At 68.6% G+C, this 16,091-nt stretch carries 13 protein-coding genes; 5 read left to right on the top strand and 8 right to left on the bottom strand.

The genetic code is table 11. The annotated features are described in order from the left end of the window. The first annotated feature begins 26 nt into the window (after positions 1-26). Positions 27-1,151 carry a methyltransferase gene (locus BM198_RS23705; RefSeq protein ID WP_074972929.1) on the top strand — a complete coding sequence of 375 codons (1,125 nt, stop codon included), beginning with the start codon at positions 27-29 and terminating at the stop codon, positions 1,149-1,151. Positions 1,152-1,618: 467 nt separating this feature from the next. On the opposite strand, the gene BM198_RS23700 is transcribed toward BM198_RS23705, so the two are convergent. From BM198_RS23700 to BM198_RS23665, 8 genes are all read right to left on the bottom strand, one after another. Next, the gene (locus BM198_RS23700) at positions 1,619-1,765 is read right to left on the bottom strand and encodes a DUF2474 domain-containing protein (RefSeq protein ID WP_069559907.1); all 147 of its coding nucleotides are present in this window, start codon (positions 1,763-1,765) and stop codon (positions 1,619-1,621) included. Between the two features lie 17 nt (positions 1,766-1,782). Beyond that, entirely contained in the window at positions 1,783-2,790 is a 1,008-nt protein-coding gene (gene cydB / locus BM198_RS23695) for a cytochrome d ubiquinol oxidase subunit II (protein ID WP_069564030.1), read from the bottom strand. 2 nt (positions 2,791-2,792) lie between these two features. Then, the gene (locus BM198_RS23690; protein WP_069564029.1) at positions 2,793-4,235 is read right to left on the bottom strand and encodes a cytochrome ubiquinol oxidase subunit I; all 1,443 of its coding nucleotides are present in this window, start codon (positions 4,233-4,235) and stop codon (positions 2,793-2,795) included. 285 nt (positions 4,236-4,520) lie between these two features. After that, the gene (locus tag BM198_RS23685) at positions 4,521-5,093 is read right to left on the bottom strand and encodes a nucleotidyltransferase family protein (RefSeq protein WP_074972927.1); all 573 of its coding nucleotides are present in this window, start codon (positions 5,091-5,093) and stop codon (positions 4,521-4,523) included. Between the two features lie 218 nt (positions 5,094-5,311). Next, positions 5,312-6,283, bottom strand: coding sequence for an XdhC family protein (locus BM198_RS23680; protein WP_074972925.1), 972 nt, complete (start codon positions 6,281-6,283; stop codon positions 5,312-5,314). Between the two features lie 13 nt (positions 6,284-6,296). Further along, positions 6,297-7,520 carry a cytochrome c gene (locus BM198_RS23675; RefSeq protein WP_074972923.1) on the bottom strand — a complete coding sequence of 408 codons (1,224 nt, stop codon included), beginning with the start codon at positions 7,518-7,520 and terminating at the stop codon, positions 6,297-6,299. Positions 7,521-7,522: 2 nt separating this feature from the next. Next, complete coding sequence (locus BM198_RS23670; RefSeq protein WP_044410561.1) at positions 7,523-8,062, bottom strand: (2Fe-2S)-binding protein; 540 nt, start codon at positions 8,060-8,062, stop codon at positions 7,523-7,525. Further along, on the bottom strand, positions 8,055-10,886 hold the full coding sequence (locus BM198_RS23665; RefSeq protein WP_074972921.1) for a xanthine dehydrogenase family protein molybdopterin-binding subunit: 2,832 nt from the start codon (positions 10,884-10,886) through the stop codon (positions 8,055-8,057). Before BM198_RS23665 ends, BM198_RS23670 begins: the two co-directional genes overlap by 8 nt. Before the next feature lie 326 nt (positions 10,887-11,212). Between BM198_RS23665 and BM198_RS23660 the strand changes: the two genes are divergently transcribed. The 4 genes from BM198_RS23660 (at position 11,213) to trmA (ending at position 15,399) form a co-directional block, all read left to right on the top strand. Further along, positions 11,213-12,421 (top strand): MFS transporter, encoded by a 1,209-nt coding sequence (locus BM198_RS23660; protein WP_074972919.1) that lies wholly within the window; start codon positions 11,213-11,215, stop codon positions 12,419-12,421. Between the two features lie 225 nt (positions 12,422-12,646). Next, complete coding sequence (locus BM198_RS23655; RefSeq protein ID WP_074972917.1) at positions 12,647-13,939, top strand: NCS2 family permease; 1,293 nt, start codon at positions 12,647-12,649, stop codon at positions 13,937-13,939. Between the two features lie 138 nt (positions 13,940-14,077). Then, positions 14,078-14,251: an SEC-C metal-binding domain-containing protein gene (locus tag BM198_RS30810; RefSeq protein ID WP_139233700.1), complete on the top strand. Its 174-nt coding sequence runs from the start codon at positions 14,078-14,080 to the stop codon at positions 14,249-14,251. 53 nt (positions 14,252-14,304) lie between these two features. Next, complete coding sequence (gene trmA, locus BM198_RS23650) at positions 14,305-15,399, top strand: tRNA (uridine(54)-C5)-methyltransferase TrmA (RefSeq protein WP_074972915.1); 1,095 nt, start codon at positions 14,305-14,307, stop codon at positions 15,397-15,399. Positions 15,400-16,091: the final 692 nt, after the last annotated feature.

Below are 16,091 nucleotides of genomic sequence, written 5' to 3'. Positions count from 1 at the left end.
ACCTCTCAGTTTCAGCAGATTCTTTCATGGCCCTCCTGGTAACCCCTTTCGCCCAGCTCGACCTTGTCCGCGTACCCGACCAGCAGGGCGAGCCGTTGCAGGCCTTCGACGCCGCTGACGAGTACCTGCTCAACCACCTCCATGCCCAGGCGCCGTCACCCGACACCCGCGTCCTGGTCCTCAACGACAGTTTCGGCGCCCTCGCCGCCAGCCTCGCTCCGCACCTGCAGGTCACCAGCAGCGGTGACTCGCACCTGGGCTTCCTCGGCCTCTCACGCAACCTCGCGCGCAACGGCCTGGAGGGCGCCCCGGTGCGCTTCGTACCGGCCAGCGAGCCGCTCAGCGGGCCGTTCGACCGGGTGCTGATCCGCGTGCCCAAGACCCTCGCCCTGCTGGAGGAACAGCTCATCCGCCTGCACGGCCAACTGGCCCCCGGCGCCCAGGTGGTGGCCGCCGGCATGGTCAAGCACCTGCCCCATGCCGCCGGCGACCTGCTGGCGAAGTACATCGGCCCGATGCAGCCCTCTCTGGCAGTTAAGAAGGCGCGCCTGCTGATCGCCACGCCGGAAGCGAAGCCGTTCGTCGCCTCGCCCTACCCGACCCGCTACCGGCTGGACGAACCGCGCGTGGAACTGCTGAACCACGCCAACGTGTTCTGCCGCGACGGGCTGGACATCGGCACCCGCGCCTTCCTCCCGCACCTGCCGCGCGGTCTGGCCCGCGTGCGAGCCGCCGACCTCGGCTGCGGCAACGGCATCCTCGGCATCGCCTACGCCCTGGCCAACCCCGAGGCCGAGCTGACGCTGGTGGACGAGTCCTACATGGCCGTGCAATCGGCCCGGGAAAACTGGCAGGCGGCCCTCGGCGAGCGCCCGGCGGACATCCGCGCCGGCGACGGGCTGGCCGAGCAGCCGGCGGACTCACTGGACCTGGTGCTGTGCAACCCGCCGTTCCACCAGCAGCAGGTGGTGGGCGACTTCCTCGCCTGGCGGATGTTCGTGCAGGCGCGCAACGCGCTGGTGACGGGGGGTGAGCTGTGGATCGTCGGCAACCGCCACCTGGGCTACCACGCCAAGCTCAAGCGGCTGTTCCGGGGCGTCGAACAGGTCGCCGCCACGCCGAAGTTCGTGATCCTCAAAGCCAGCAAGTAAGAAGGGCGGGACAGGGTGCGCGCGGATTGATGGGCATCGCTGCGCTCAGCGCCATCCTACGGGCGCGTAGCCTGCAGCCGTAGGGTGGATCGCGCTTCACCGATCCACCACCACGCCGCTCCGAGCCCCGCGTGGTGGATGCAAAGAGCGGCATCCACCCTAGGCCAGACGAAACTCCGCAGCTTGGCGCACGACATGAAGCACACACGACGCAGCGCCCGACCGTAGCCCGGACTTCAGTCCGGGAATGTTCGTCGCCGCGCCCGGCTACAGCCGTAGGGTGGATCGCGCTTCATCGATCCACCAACCCGCCGCGCCTAGCCCAGCACGGTGGATGCAAAGAGCGGCATTCACCCTGCGCCAGACGAAACTCCGCAGCTTGGCGCACGACATGAAGCACACACGACGCAGCGCCGACCGTAGCCCGGACTTCAGTCCGGGAATGCTCGGCGCCGCGACCGGGCTGCTCAGTGGGTGCTGAGCCCCGCTGCCGTCATCACCATGCGCAGCAGGTAGGCCACCACGCCGAGGGCCAGGACGCTGAGGGCCCAGATGCCCACCAGCCAGCCCAGGCGTTGCCACAGGGGCTTCTTCGGGGTGTCGTCGAGGTTCATGGTCGCTCTCCTGTCCATCAGTGGTAGCCCTGGTCCGGGGTGACCTTGCCGCGGAACACGTAGTAGCTCCACGCCGTGTACACGAGGATGAACGGGATGATGAACAGCGCCCCCACCAGCGCGAAGCCCTGGCTCTGCGGCGGCGCCGCGGCATCCCAGACGCTTACCGCCGGCGGGATCACGTTCGGCCACAGGCTGATGCCCAGGCCGCTGTAGCCGAGGAAGATCAGCACCAGTGTGAGCACGAACGGCAGGTGGTTGGCGTTGTTCGCCACCGCCCGCAGCAGCGCCCAGGTGCAGATCAGCACCAGGATCGGCACCGGCAGGAACCAGAACAGGTTGGGCAGGCTGAACCAGCGCTGGGCGATGGCCTCGTGGGCCAGCGGCGTCCACACGCTGACGATGCCGGTGATGCCCAGCAGCACCAGCACCAGCGGCCGCGCCAGGTCATGCATCTGCTGCTGCAGGCGCCCTTCGGTCTTCATGATCAGCCAGGTGCAGCCCAGCAGCGCATAGGCGGCGATCAGCCCCAGGCCGCAGAACAGCGGGAACGGCGCCAGCCAGTCCAGGGAGCCGCCGGCATAGGCGCGGTTCACCACCGGCAGGCCCTCGATGTAGGCGCCCAGGGCCACGCCCTGGAAGAAGGTGGCGGCAATGGAGCCGCCGATGAAGGCCTTGTCCCACAGGTGGCGCTTGGCGGGCTTGGCCTTGAAGCGGAACTCGAAGGCCACGCCGCGGAACACCAGCCCGATGAGCATGAACATCAGCGGCAGGTACAGCGCCGAGAGCACCACCGAGTAGGCCAGCGGGAAGGCCGCGAACAGCCCCGCCCCGCCCAGCACCAGCCAGGTCTCGTTGCCGTCCCACACCGGCGCCACGGTGTTCATCATCACGTCGCGCTCGGTGTCGTCCTTGACGAAGGGGAAGAGGATGCCGATGCCGAGGTCGAAGCCGTCCATCACCACGTACATCATCACGCCGAAGATGATGATCACGGCCCAGATCAGAGAAAGGTCGATACCCATGTTCAATTCCTCGTTCCCAGCGCATCGCCGCTGGTGTCATCGTCCGCCGATTCGTCGGCCGCCGAGAGGGGCCGCGCCGGGGTGCGTTGCTGGCCGGGGCCGCCCGTGCCCTGCTCCTTGCCCTCGTCGGTGACCGGGCCCTTGCGCACCAGGCGCATCAGGTAGGCGAAGCCGGCGCCGAAGACGGCGAAGTAGACCACCACGAACATCACCAGGGTCAGGCTCAGCTGGGCCACGCTGTGCTGGGACACCGCCTCGCTGGTGCGCATCAGCCCGTAGACCACCCAGGGCTGGCGGCCCATCTCGGTGGTGAACCAGCCGGCGAGGATGGCGATCAGCCCGGAGGGGCCCATCCACAGGCAGAAGTAGAGGAACGGCCGGGAGCTGAACAGCCCGCCGCGCCAGCGCAGCCACAGGCTCCAGACACCGGCGAGGATCATCGCCAGGCCCAGGGCCACCATGATGCGGAAGGACCAGAACACCACCGTGGAGTTCGGCCGGTCTTCCTTGGGGAACTCCTTCAGCGCCGGCACCTGCTTATCCAGGCTGTGGGTCAGGATCAGGCTGCCGAGGTAGGGGATTTCCACCTTGAAGCGGGTTTCCTCGCGCTCCATGTCCGGCCAGCCGAAGAGGATCAGCGGGGTCGCCTCACCGTGGCTGTTGTCCCAGTGGCCTTCCATCGCGGCGATCTTCGCCGGCTGGTGCTTGAGGGTGTTGAGGCCGTGCAGGTCGCCGATGAAGGCCTGTACAGGCGCCACGATCAGCGCCATCCACATGGCCATCGAGAGCATCTTGCGGATCGCCGGGTTGTCCCGGCCGCGCAGCAGGTGCCAGGCCGCCGAGGCGCCGACGAAGAACGCCGTGGCGAGGAAGGCGGCGGTGGCCATGTGCATCAGGCGGTAGGGGAAGGACGGGTTGAACACCACAGCGAACCAGTCGGTGGGGATCACCCGGCCGTCGACGATCTCGAAGCCCTGGGGCGTCTGCATCCAGCTGTTGGAGGCGAGGATCCAGAAGGTGGAGATCAGCGTGCCGATGGCCACCATCACCGTGGAGAAGAAGTGCAGGCCGGGGCCGACACGGTTCCAGCCGAACAGCATCACACCGAGGAAGCCGGCCTCCAGGAAGAACGCGGTGAGCACCTCATAGGCCAGCAGCGGCCCGGTCACCGAGCCGGCGAAGTCGGAGAACGCACTCCAATTGGTGCCGAACTGATAGGCCATTACCAGGCCGGACACCACGCCCATGCCGAAGTTGACGGCGAATATCTTCGACCAGAAGTGGTACAGGTCGCGGTAGACCTCCTGCCGTGTCTTCAGCCACAGGCCTTCCAGCACGGCGAGGTAGCTCGCCAGGCCAATGGTGATGGCCGGGAAGATGATGTGGAAGGACACGGTGAAGGCGAACTGCATTCGGGCAAGATCGAGAGCCTCCAAACCGAACATGACGATTCCTCTAATCAGGTTGAAACAGGCACGGGCCAGCGGGTTCCATCGCACTTGGAACCGCGCCAGGTCGTAATTGTTCTTATGGAATCGCAGGCGGGCGGGGGGCGGGCCGGACAGCCCAATACCATTTCCGCCCACGACTTATTGATGCGGATCAATGCGCTTGAAGATTAACCAAGCGTAGCGCAGGGGTTGCTGTGGTTCGTTGCCGCGCGACAGGCTGCCGCGCGACCGAACGCCGCAGCACGCACGGTGCGGCGCCGTCCTTGAGCGGCTGCATGGCTAGTCGGAGCGGAGGGCGTCGGGGTGGTCCACGTCGCGCAGCACACCGGGGTCGTCCAGCGTCAGCGCCATGCAGGCACCCGGGTGGGCCTGCAGCACCGGGCGGGCGCCCTGGTCGCCGCCCAGGCCCTGCAGCTCCGCCCAGAAGTCCCGCCCGAACAGCACCGGGTGGCCACGTTCGCCCTGGTAGCGGGGAAACACGATGCGCCCGGGTGCCGCCTGGGCCTGCAGTGCCCGCAGGCTGGCCTCGGTGATCCAGGGCATGTCCCCCAGCAGCACCGCCAGCGCCTCGGCGGGGTGACCGGCCAGGGCGCGTGCGCCGGCCGCCAGGCTGTGGCCCATGCCCTGGTTCGCGTCCTCGCAACGGATGATCCGCACCCTGTCGGGCACGCCCAGGCGGGCCGGATCGTCCTCGGGCCGCAGCACCAGGTGCACCTCGTCGAACACCGCCTCCGCCCGCGCCAGGCTGGCAGCCAGCAGGGTGCGACCGTCCCCCAGCGCAGTCTGGCGCTTGTCGCTGCCGAAGCGGGTGCCGAAACCGGCAGCGAGGATAAGGGCGACGACCTTGGGCATAAGCACTCCAGGGGTTCGGACGAAAGGGGCGAATTTGAATGTGCAGGCGCGAAACGTAGCCCGGGCTTCAGCCCGGGAACAAGGCCGTTCACCCCGGCAAGGACGGCAGGGTACAAGCGTGGGAGCGAATTTATTCGCGATGGCAGCCGCCAGGCTGCCCAGGCCGCTGCCGAGTGGGACAGCCCCGGGCTGAAGCCCGGGCTACGGGAGCCAGGTACTCACACCCGCTCGCGGGCAACCCCGCTGCGCACACGGACGATGTCCGCCATCACCGCCAGGGCGATTTCCGCCGGGGTCTTGCTGCCGAGGTTGAGGCCGATGGGGGCGATGATCCGGGCGATCTCCGCCTCCGACAGCCCGCCCACCCGGCGCAGGCGCTCCAGGCGCTTGGCGCTGGTGGCCATGGAGCCCATCACACCGATGTAGAAGGCCTCGGTGCGCACCGCCTCGATCATCGCCAGGTCGTCGATCTTCGGGTCGTGGGTCAGCGCCACCACCGCCGTGTCAGCGTGGCAGCCACCCAGGCGGATGTATTCCGAGGGCAGCTCACGGCGGATCTCCACACCCGGCAGTTCGACGCCCTGCAGCGCCTCCTCGCGGGGGTCGCAGAGCACCACCTCGAAGCCCAGGCTCAGGCCGAACTCGGCGCACACATGGGCCACGCTGGAGTAGCCCGCCAGCAGCAGGCGCTGGGCCGCGCCGACGCGCAACTGCACCCGCTCGGCCTCGCGCAGCACCCGGGGGCCCTGGTCGCGGTCCGGCAGCAGGCGGCGCGTGCCATCGCCCAGGGCCACCTCGCGGATCAGCCGGCGCTGGCCGGCCAGGGCGCCTTCCAGCTCGCGCAGGTGCGCCTGGGTCTCGCAGTCCGCCGGCAGGCGTTCCACCAGCACGTCGAGGATGCCGCCGCAGGGCAGGCGGATGGACGCGTGGGTGTCGCTGCCGTCGCCGTAGCGCACCACCTGCACCGGCCGCTGGAAGACACCGGCGGCCAGGCGTTCGAGGAAGTCATCCTCCACGCAGCCGCCGGACAGCGAGCCGATCCAGTGGCCGTCGGCGGTGGCCGCCAGCAGCGAACCCGGCGCGCGGGGTGCCGAGCCGTAGGTGGCGAGCACGGTGCACAGCCACACCGTGCGCCCGGAAACCGACCATTCCAGGGCCTTGCGCACGACCAGCAGATCGAGGTGTTGCATCGACGGGGACCTATCAGTGGGTGGGCACGTCCGCGCGCAGGACTTTCACCTGCTCCAGGGTCAGCTCGTCATCGAGCCCGCCCCAGGTCTGGCGCAGGTAGTTGAGCAGGTCGCGCAGGCGCGGGTCGTCGAGTTTATCGCTGAAACCGGGCATCGGCTGCATCCGCTCGAAGCCGGTGAACTGCTGCTCGCGGATGCCGTCGTCGATCACCCGCAGCAGGTTGCGCGAGTCGGCCTGGCGCAGGGTGGTGTTGCCGGCCATGGCCACCGCCACGTGGGGGATGCCCTGCCCTTCGGCGCCGTGGCAACCGGCGCAGACGTTCAGGTAGTCCTGCCGACCGGCCTGGGCGCTGGGGCTCAGCTCCGCCAGCGGGCGGGTGGCGATGACTGCCGGGGCCGGTGGCTGGTCGCCCATGAGGAACACCGCCATGGCCTTGTGATCCACCTCCGGCAGGTACTGCAGGCTGTGGTGCAGCACCGGGTACATCTCGTTGAACACCGTGCCCTGGGCGCTGACGCCGTGGCGCAGGAAGGTGGCCAGGTCCTCGGTGCTCCAGCCCCGCGCAGCCATGTCATCAGCCTTCAGGCTCGGCGCCAGGTAGCCGAGGATCACCCCGCCTTCCAGGCGCTGTTCCTGCTGCAGGGCGCCCAGGGCGTTGCGCGGGGTGTGGCACTCGCCGCAGTGGCCGAGCACGTCCACCAGGTACTGGCCGCGCGTCCACTGCTCGCTCTTGCCGTCCGCCGGCTCCAGCTGCACGCGGTTCTTGTAGAGCATGTTCCAGAAGGACAGGCCGAAGCGCAGGTTGAAGGGAAAGGCCAGCTCGGTCTTCGGGCTCGGCCGGGCGATCGGCTCCAGGCTCATCAGGTAGGCGTAGAGGGCGTCGGAGTCCTCGCGGCTGATGAGGTGGTAGGAGGTGTAGGGCATCGCCGGGTAGAGCTTGGTGCCGTCGGGCTTCTCGCCCTCGGTCAGGGCGCGGAAGAAGTCGTCGGCGCTGTAGCTACCGATGCCGTGTTCCTTGTCCGGGGTGATGTTGGTGCCGTAGATGGTGCCGAACGGCGAGGCCAGCGGCAGCCCGCCGGCGTAGGGCGCGCCGCCCTCGATGCTGTGGCAGGCCACGCAGTCGGCGGCCCGGGCGACGTAGCGCCCGTGCTCGATCTGCGCCGCGTCCCGGGAGGCGTCGGCGGCGCTGGCCAGCAGCGGCAGGGTCAGGCCCGCCGCGATCATCAGTGCTTTCATGCTCAGCCTTCCTTCACCAGTCCGAGGTCTTCCAGCACTTCCGCTGCGGCTTCGTAGTAGCGCACGTAGCCGGTGCAGCGGCAGATGTGGCTGCCCAGGGCCTGCTCGATGGCGTCTTCCACCTGGCTGCGGGGGATGGGCTGGCGCTGGGCCTTCTCCACCAGCACGGTGGCAGCGTTGACGTAGCCGGGGGTGCAGTAGCTGCACTGGAAGGCGAAGCGGTCGACGAACTTCTGCTGCACCGGGTTCAGCTCGCTCACGGCGCCCTGGGCGTCGCGGCGGGCATGGCCCTCGATGGTGCGCACGCGCTTGCCGGCGAAGTAGTGGGCGCCGGTGATGCAGGTGCGCACTTCCTCGCTGGTGCCGTCCGGGTTGTCGAGGATCACCACGCAGGCGTGGCAGATGCCCTGGCCGCAACCCAGGCGCGAGCCGGTGAGGTTCAGGTGTTCGTGGAGGTAGTCGATCATCGGCAGGTCGTCCGCCACGTCATGGGGACCGACGGCCTGGCCGTTGACGGTCATGCTCAGCGCGCGATCAGCCATGGAGGGCCTCCTTGATGCGGGCGGGGTTCAGGGGAAGGTCACGCAGGCGCTTGCCGGTGGCATGGGCGACGGCGTTCACGATGGCGCCGACCACCGGGATCATCACCACCTCGGCGATGCCCTTGGCCGGGTCGCTCGGCGACAGCGGCGGGAGGATCTCGGCGCTCTGGTTCCACACGGCGCAATCCTTGGCGCGCGGCAGCACGTAGCGGTTGAAGTTCCAGGTGCCCTCGCCGGGGCCGCCCTCGTAGCGGGGCATCTCCTCCAGCAGGGCGTGGCCGATGCCCATGGCGATGCCGCCTTCGAGCTGGCCACGGACCAGCTCGGGCACGATCACCCGGCCGCATTCCAGCCAGGAGTGGTGGCTGAGCACGCGGACCTCGCCGCTGCCCTTGTTCACCTTGACCTCCACCAGGGTGGCCACGGGGCTGTAGTAGGTGACCATGGCGTTGTTCAGCTGGGTCGGCGGGTATTCCACGCGGGTGCGGTCCAGCAGGTGGTAGCCGTCGCGGTTCATGCGCGCACGGGTGGCCGCCGGGGCGCCGTCGCCGTACTTAACGGCCAGGGCGTCCAGGGGCAGAGTGTCGCGGTTGCCGTTGATCTCGAACTCCGCCTCGGCCCAGGCCCAGCGGTTGAAGCCGTGGACGCTGACGCCGGTGACCAGGCCCAGTTCGTGGGCCTTGTGCGCCAGCAGCTCGAAGGGGATCGGCGGCAGGCCGTTGGCGGTCAGCTTGCCCTCCACCCAGTGTGCGTCCTCGCGGCGCACCACGTAGGGGTTGGCCAGGCCGCCGTACTCGCCACGGCCCCAGATGGCCAGGGCCGCCGGCCACAGGCCGTGGTTGAACAGCACGCGCGCGGCTTCGCGGGTGGCGTGGCCGGAGTAGTAGGAGGAGTTGGTGGCCGAGGACGGCGAAGCCAGCTTGCCGACCCAGCGCGGGTTCTTCAGGGCGGCGTCCTGCTCGGCCTGGCTGATCAGGTAGGGGTTGCCGCTGGTGGTGAGGCCCAGCTCCGGCCACTCGGTGACGCCGGTGCGGATCTCGTCGGCCGGGTGGCCGAGGTAGTCGGCCACCAGCAGGGCCTGGGAGGTGGCGGTGCCGGTGCCCATGTCGATGGCGATCTGGCGCAGGAACACCCGCCCTTCGGCATTGAACTCCAGGCTGGCCATGGGCGCTTCCGCCCCGGTGCCGAAGTCCTTCTGGCAGATGGCGAAGCCGATGCCGTAGAGGTTGTCCGGGTCCTTGGCCTCTTCCTCGCGCTTGCGCGCGTCACGCTGCTTCCACAGTTCGTGCTGGGCGGCCTTGTCGAGGATCTCGTCGAGGCGCAGGGCCCCGGCGGGAATGGCGCCCTGGGTGTTCTTCATGCCCGACTTGAAGACGTTGCGGCGGCGCAGCTCGATGGCGTCCACGCCCAGGCGCTCGGCCACCTCGTCCACCATCATCTCGGTGGCGGCCATGGTCTGCAGGGTGCCGTAGCCCCGCACCGAGCCGGCCTCCACGCCCCGGGAGTGGTAGGCGGTGGCGGCCAGGTCGCTCTGCGGCATGTAGTAGATGGACTGCGCCGCCGTGGCGCCAACTGCGGCCACCGAGGGGCTGTAGTTGATGCGGCCGCCGCCGTCGACGTCCATGTGGGCGCGGAAGATCTGGAACGACAGGTCGTCCTTCTTCACCGCCAGCTGGTAGTGCATGTCGAAGGGGTGGCGCTTGATCCCGCTCTGGAACTGCTCGTAGCGGTCGTTGGCCAGGCGTACCGGTACGCCTTCACCGTAGATCGCGGCCAGGGCGGCGTAGAACACGAAGATGTTGTTGTCCTTGGTGCCGTAGCCGACGGTGTAGCCGGGGTGCATGTTCAGCTTGCGCACCTTGAAGCGCGACGGCGCCAGCATGTGGGCAGTCTGCTCGGCGGCCTCGAACGGGCACTGGGTCGCGACCACGAAGTGCAAGGTACCGGTGGCGGCGTCGTACCAGCCGTTGCCGTTGTCGGCCTCCAGGGCCGCCGGCTCGATGGACTGGGTGGTGTAGCGCTCGTCGAAGACCATCCAGCCTTCCGGCGGCGCGCCCAGGGTCTGTTCCATCTGCTGGGCGTGGAACAGGCCCTGCTGGGTCAGGTCGCCATTGATGTCCGCCTGCTGGCTCCAGGTCGGTTTGCGCTGGCGGATGATGGGGAACAGCATGCTGTCCTTCAGGCTGGAGAAGCGGTCCGCCTCGTAGGGCGTGTCGCCGCCGACGCGGACGAAGCGGAAGCTGCCGTAGGGGTCGCGCTCGAACAGCGGGGCCTGGGCGCCGTAGCGCACCACCTTGTCGTTGTAGCGCAGCAGGTTCTTGGCCCGGCGGAAGCGCTCGAAGTCATTCCAGATCAGCAGGGCCACCGGGTGGCCGATGAACATCGGCACCTGGCCTTCCGGCAGCAGCGGGTCCGGGCTGTGGCCTTCGGGGAAGGCGATGCCGTCACGTGCGAGGTCGGCGGCGGTCACCACGCGGTCCGGCTGCAGGCCGGCGTCGAGCATGGACAGGTCGAGCCCGGCGTAGAGGTGGTCGGCGCGGGTGGCCTTGATCAGCATCGCGTGGCCCTGCTGGCGCGGCCAGCCAGGCATGTCCTGGGCGCGGATGTCGCGGGCGAACACTTTCGCCCCGCAGGCCTTGGATACGCCGTCGATGCGGGCGCGGGCCTGGCCGTTGGGGGTGAACCAGGGTTGCGGCGAGGCGGTGACACGGTCTTCGAACAAGGCAGCGAAGGCCGGGCTGCCCAGCGGGGCGAGCGTGACGCCGATACCGGCGATGACGCTGCCCTGCAGGAAGGCGCGGCGGGAAAAATCACGGTTGGACATGCCCATTCCTCGGGGTCTCGGTCAGGCCGGCCCCTTTTCTTTGTGCGTGAAAATCCGTCGGCCCCGTCACGCGGGGCCGAACCAGGGAAAGGTCGAGGGTATTGACTCGGGGGTCAGATTCTATCCATCTGTCCCGCCGATACAAGGAAAAATTGTCCACACGGTCAGAAAGATTTCGCCCTCGCAAGAGTCATCGCGTCGCACCCGGGCCGCTCCGCCCGTCAGCGCATTCGTGGCAGGTCCCTGGCGTTCGCTGCGGGTCATTCACCGGCGGGCCTGCCGGTGCTAGTCTGCGCGTCCGGTAGCTTCCTAAGCATTTTCCCGCCATGTCCCAACCCCTGCTCCTGCGCCATCACCGCCCCTTCCTGGCGTTCTGGCTGGCCCGCGTGTGCACCGCCAGCGGCTTCCAGATGCTCACCGTGGCCATCGGCTGGCACCTCTACGCCCTGACCGGCAGCGTGCTGGACCTGGGCCTGGTGGGGTTGGTGGAGTTCCTCCCGCGGGTGCTGTTCATGCTCCACACCGGCCACGTGGCGGACCGCTACGACCGCCGCCGGGTGGCCGCGCTGTGCCAGGTGCTGCAGGGGCTGGTGGCGGTGGCGCTGGTGTTCGGCAGTGCCACCGACAACGTCAGCCGCGAGATGATCTTCGTCCTCGCCTTCGCCCTCGGCGCCGCGCGGGCCTTCGAGATGCCGGCGACCCAGGCCCTGCTGCCCAACGTGGTGCCCGCCGACCTCTTCCCCCGGGCGGTGGCCGCCGCGGCATCGGCCATGCAGGCGGCGACCATCGTCGCCCCCGCCCTCGGCGGCCTGCTCTACGCCCTGGGCAGCCTCTGGGTGTACGGCCCGGTGGCGGTGCTCTACGCCATCGCCTGCGTGCTGGTGCTGGGCCTGGCCAGCAGCCAGCAGGTGCTGAACAAGGAGCGCGCCTCCCTGGAGTCGCTGCTAGCGGGCATCCGCTTCATCCGCAGCCGGCCGGATATCCTCGGCGCCATCTCCCTGGACCTCTTCGCCGTGCTGCTGGGCGGCGCCACGGCGCTGCTGCCGGTGTTCGCCAAGGACATCCTGCTCACCGGCCCCTGGGGCCTGGGCCTGCTGCGCTCGGCGCCGGCCGTGGGGGCGCTGGCGATGTCCTTCTGGCTGGCGCGCTTCCCCATCGAGCGCAACGTGGGGCGGATCATGTTCACCTCGGTGGGGGTGTTCGGCGTCGCCACCATCGCCTTCGGGCTCTCCACCTCCTTCTGGTTCTCCCTGGCGGTGCTGGCGGTACTCGGCGCGGCGGACATGATCAGCATGGTGATCCGCGGGGCCTTCGTGCAGCTGCACACCCCGGACGAGATGCGCGGCCGGGTCAGCGCGGTGAACGGCCTGTTCATCGGCGCCTCCAACCAGCTCGGCGAGTTCGAGTCCGGCGTCACCGCCGCCTGGTTCGGCACCGTGCCGGCGGTGGGCATGGGCGGGGTCGGCACCCTGCTGGTCACCGGCCTGTGGATCAGGCTGTTCCCCACCCTGGCCAGGCGCGACCGCCTGCACTGAGGGCCAGCGCCCGGCAGGTCCGGAGATGACCGGCGGTCCGTCCGCAGAGGCCTGCTCCGGCGCCGGGCGAGCTGATATGATGCGCGCCTTTTTTTCCGGGCTGGCGGCCCGGTTCGGTTGCGACGAACGGCCAGGCCGGTCGCCGTGTCCGCCGATCCGCAGGGGCTGTGCTTGACTGCATGCAGTCCGGACCAACACGACGCGCAGACGTCACGGGGAGCACACATGCTGGAGAGACTGTTCCAACTCAAGGCGCACGGCACCAACGTGCGCACCGAGGTCCTCGCGGGCCTGACCACCTTCCTGACGATGGCCTACATCCTCTTCGTCAACCCCGACATCCTCGGCGAGACCGGCATGGACAAGGGCGCGGTGTTCGTCGCCACCTGCCTGGCGGCGGCCATCGGCTCCACCATCATGGGCCTGATCGCCAACTACCCCATCGCCCTCGCCCCGGGCATGGGCCTGAACGCCTTCTTCACCTACACCGTGGTGCTGCACATGGGCCACACCTGGCAGGTGGCCCTGGGCGCGGTGTTCATCTCGGCATGCATGTTCTTCGTGCTGTCGATCTTCCGAATCCGTGAATGGATCATCAACAGCATCCCGCTGGAGCTGCGCTCGGCCATCGCCGCCGGCATCGGCCTGTTCCTGGCGCTGATCGCCCTGCAGAAGGCCGGCATCGTCGCCTCCCACCCGGTGACCATGCTGACCCTGGGCGACCTGGCCAAGCCCGAGCCGGTGCTGGCGGTGCTCGGCTTCTTCCTGATCGTCGCCCTGGAGGCGCGCAAGGTGACCGGCGCGGTGCTGATCGGCATCCTCGCGGTGACCGTGGCCGGCATCGTCATGGGCGTGTCGAAGTTCGGCGGTGTGGTGTCCATGCCGCCCTCCCTGGCACCGACTTTCCTGCAGCTGGACATCAAGGGCGCGCTGGAAATCGGACTGGTCAGCGTGATCTTCGCCTTCCTCTTCGTCGACCTGTTCGACAACTCCGGCACCCTCATCGCCGTGGCCAAGAAGGCCGGCCTGATGGGCAAGGATGGACACATGCCGAAGATGGGCCGCGCGCTGATCGCCGACTCCACCGCCGCCATGGGCGGCTCGCTGCTGGGCACCTCCACCACCACCAGCTACATCGAGTCCGCCGCCGGCGTCAGCGCCGGTGGTCGCACCGGCCTCACCGCCATCGTGGTCGCCATCCTGTTCCTGCTGGCGCTGTTCCTCTCCCCGCTGGCCGGCAGCGTGCCCGCCTTCGCCACCGCCCCGGCGCTGTTCTTCGTCGCCGTGCTGATGGCCTCGGGCCTGGCCGAGATCGACTGGAACGACCTGACCACCGCCGCCCCGGTGCTGATCACCGCCCTGGCGATGCCCTTCACCTACTCCATCGCCGACGGCATCGCCTTCGGCTTCATCGCCTGGGCTGCCATCAAGGCCCTGGCCGGCCGCTTCAACGAGCTGAGCCCGGCGCTGGTGATCCTGGCGGTGCTGTTCGTGATCAAGATGGGCTTCTTCCACTGAGGAAGCACCCGGAGGCGGCCCGCCGGGCATGATCGGGCCGCACGACGCACGGGAGGTGCACCATGCAACACCACGACCAACAGGTGACGATTCGAGGTCACCAGCAAGCGTAGGAAGGGCTTCCCCTCGGAAACCCGCGTGAGAAAAGGCTACCGGACCATCGGCGACAAGGTGCTTGCCGAAAAGCTTGGGCGCAACGACTTGTGTCCCTGCGGTTCACGGAGGTTGTTTCAAGCGCTGTTGCCTGAAACAGGGCTGCTTTCGATGGCGCCAACCGTAACGACTACTTCCGCTAGGCGAACACGCCTTTGAGCCAGGCGGGCCATCCTCGGATGGCCCGCCCCGATCCCCAGAGTGAATGCCCCATGAGCCGCCCGCAGTTCGACCCGTCCACCTATGCCGCCCAGCTCGCCGAGAAGACCGAGCGCCTCAAGGCCCTGCTGGCGCCCTTCGATGCGCCGGAACCGGCGGTGTTCGACTCGCCCCGGGAGCACTACCGCCTGCGCGCCGAGTTCCGCCTGTGGCGCGAGACCGGCAACGAGAACCGCCACTACGCGATGTTCGAGGCCGGCGACAAGTTCACCCCGGTGCTGATCGAGGACTTCCCCATCGCCAGCCGCCGCATCAACGAGCTGATGCCGCGCCTGAAGGCCGGCTGGCAGGCAAGCAAGGTGCTGTCGTTCAAGCTGTTCCAGGTGGAGTTCCTCACCACCCTGTCGGGCGATGCGCTGATCACCCTCTGCTACCACCGTCCCCTGGACGATGCCTGGAAGGCCGAGGCCGAGACGCTCGCCGCCGACCTGGGCGTGAGCCTGGTGGGCCGTTCCAAGGGCAAGCGCATCGTCATCGGCCGCGACTACGTGGAAGAGGAGCTGACCGTCGCCGGTCGCGCCTTCCGCTACCGCCAGCCTGAAGGCGCCTTCACCCAGCCCAACGGCGAGGTGTGCCAGAAGATGCTGGCCTGGGCCTTCGAGGCCATGGGCGAGCGCCAGGACGACCTGCTGGAGCTGTACTGCGGCAACGGCAACTTCACCCTGCCCCTGGCCACCCGCGCCCGCCAGGTGCTGGCCACCGAAATCAGCAAGACCTCGGTCAACGCCGCCCTGGCCAACCTCGCTGACAACGGCGTGGACAACGTGACCCTGGTGCGCCTCTCCGCTGAGGAGCTGACCGAGGCCCTCAATGGAGTGCGGCCCTTCCGCCGCCTGGCCGGCATCGACCTCAAGGGCTATGCGTTCGGCACCGTGTTCGTCGACCCACCCCGCGCCGGCATGGACCCGGACACCTGCGAGCTGACCCGCCGCTTCGAGCGCATCCTCTACATCTCCTGCAATCCGGAGACCCTGGCCGCCAACATCGCCCAGCTGCACGACACCCACCGCATCGAGCGCTGCGCCTTGTTCGACCAGTTCCCCTACACCCACCACATGGAATCCGGCGTGCTGCTGGTGCGCCGCTGAGACCGAAGCGCCAAGCGGTGGGCTGAAGCGGAACGCCGCCCGGCCCACCCTACGCACGCAGCGCCGTAGCCCGGGCTTCAGCCCGGGACCGTACCCCCGGCAATCCCGGACTGAAGTCCGGGCTACGGCTGCAAGCGCCATCGCGGTTGAAACCGCTCCCACACGCCGCGTAGTACGCCGGCCAGACCTGGTGGGAGCGAATTCATTCGCGAAAAACTCCACGGCCAGCACCTTGGCCCTTGCCGTGCAACGTAAAAAGCGACGCCCACCCGTCCGCAATCGAGCCCGCTACCGCTCCAGGCGGTGGGCTGAAGCGGAACGCCGCCCGGCCCACCCTTGTATCTCGACTACAGCCCCACCCCAGGGGCATAGTCCCCGACTGATCATCGGGGGAGGGATAGGAAGCCGTGCCCACCCTTAGGCCGCGAGCCTGCAACGTAGATAGTGCTCCGCCCCTCCACACTCACTCGAACAGCCCGAACGGTATCCAGAGCCTTGAGCTCGCATTCACAAGGTTGGGCCGGGTGCAGTGATGATCGCGTCTGAACGGATCGAGAGGAGAATCCATGCCCAGCGTCATCGGCATCGACATCGCCAAACACACCTTTGACCTCGCCACCCTGCAGCCCAACGGCAAGTACCGCACCAAGGCCAAGCTGGCCAGCGACAAAGCGGGCTTCGCCGTCTTGCGC

Source organism: Metapseudomonas otitidis, from assembly GCF_900111835.1.
In the GTDB taxonomy this organism is placed as follows: Bacteria; Pseudomonadota; Gammaproteobacteria; order Pseudomonadales; family Pseudomonadaceae; genus Metapseudomonas; species Metapseudomonas otitidis.
The sequence above is the reverse complement of the archived record's forward strand: the minus strand, read 5'-3'. Positions and strand labels throughout refer to the sequence as shown.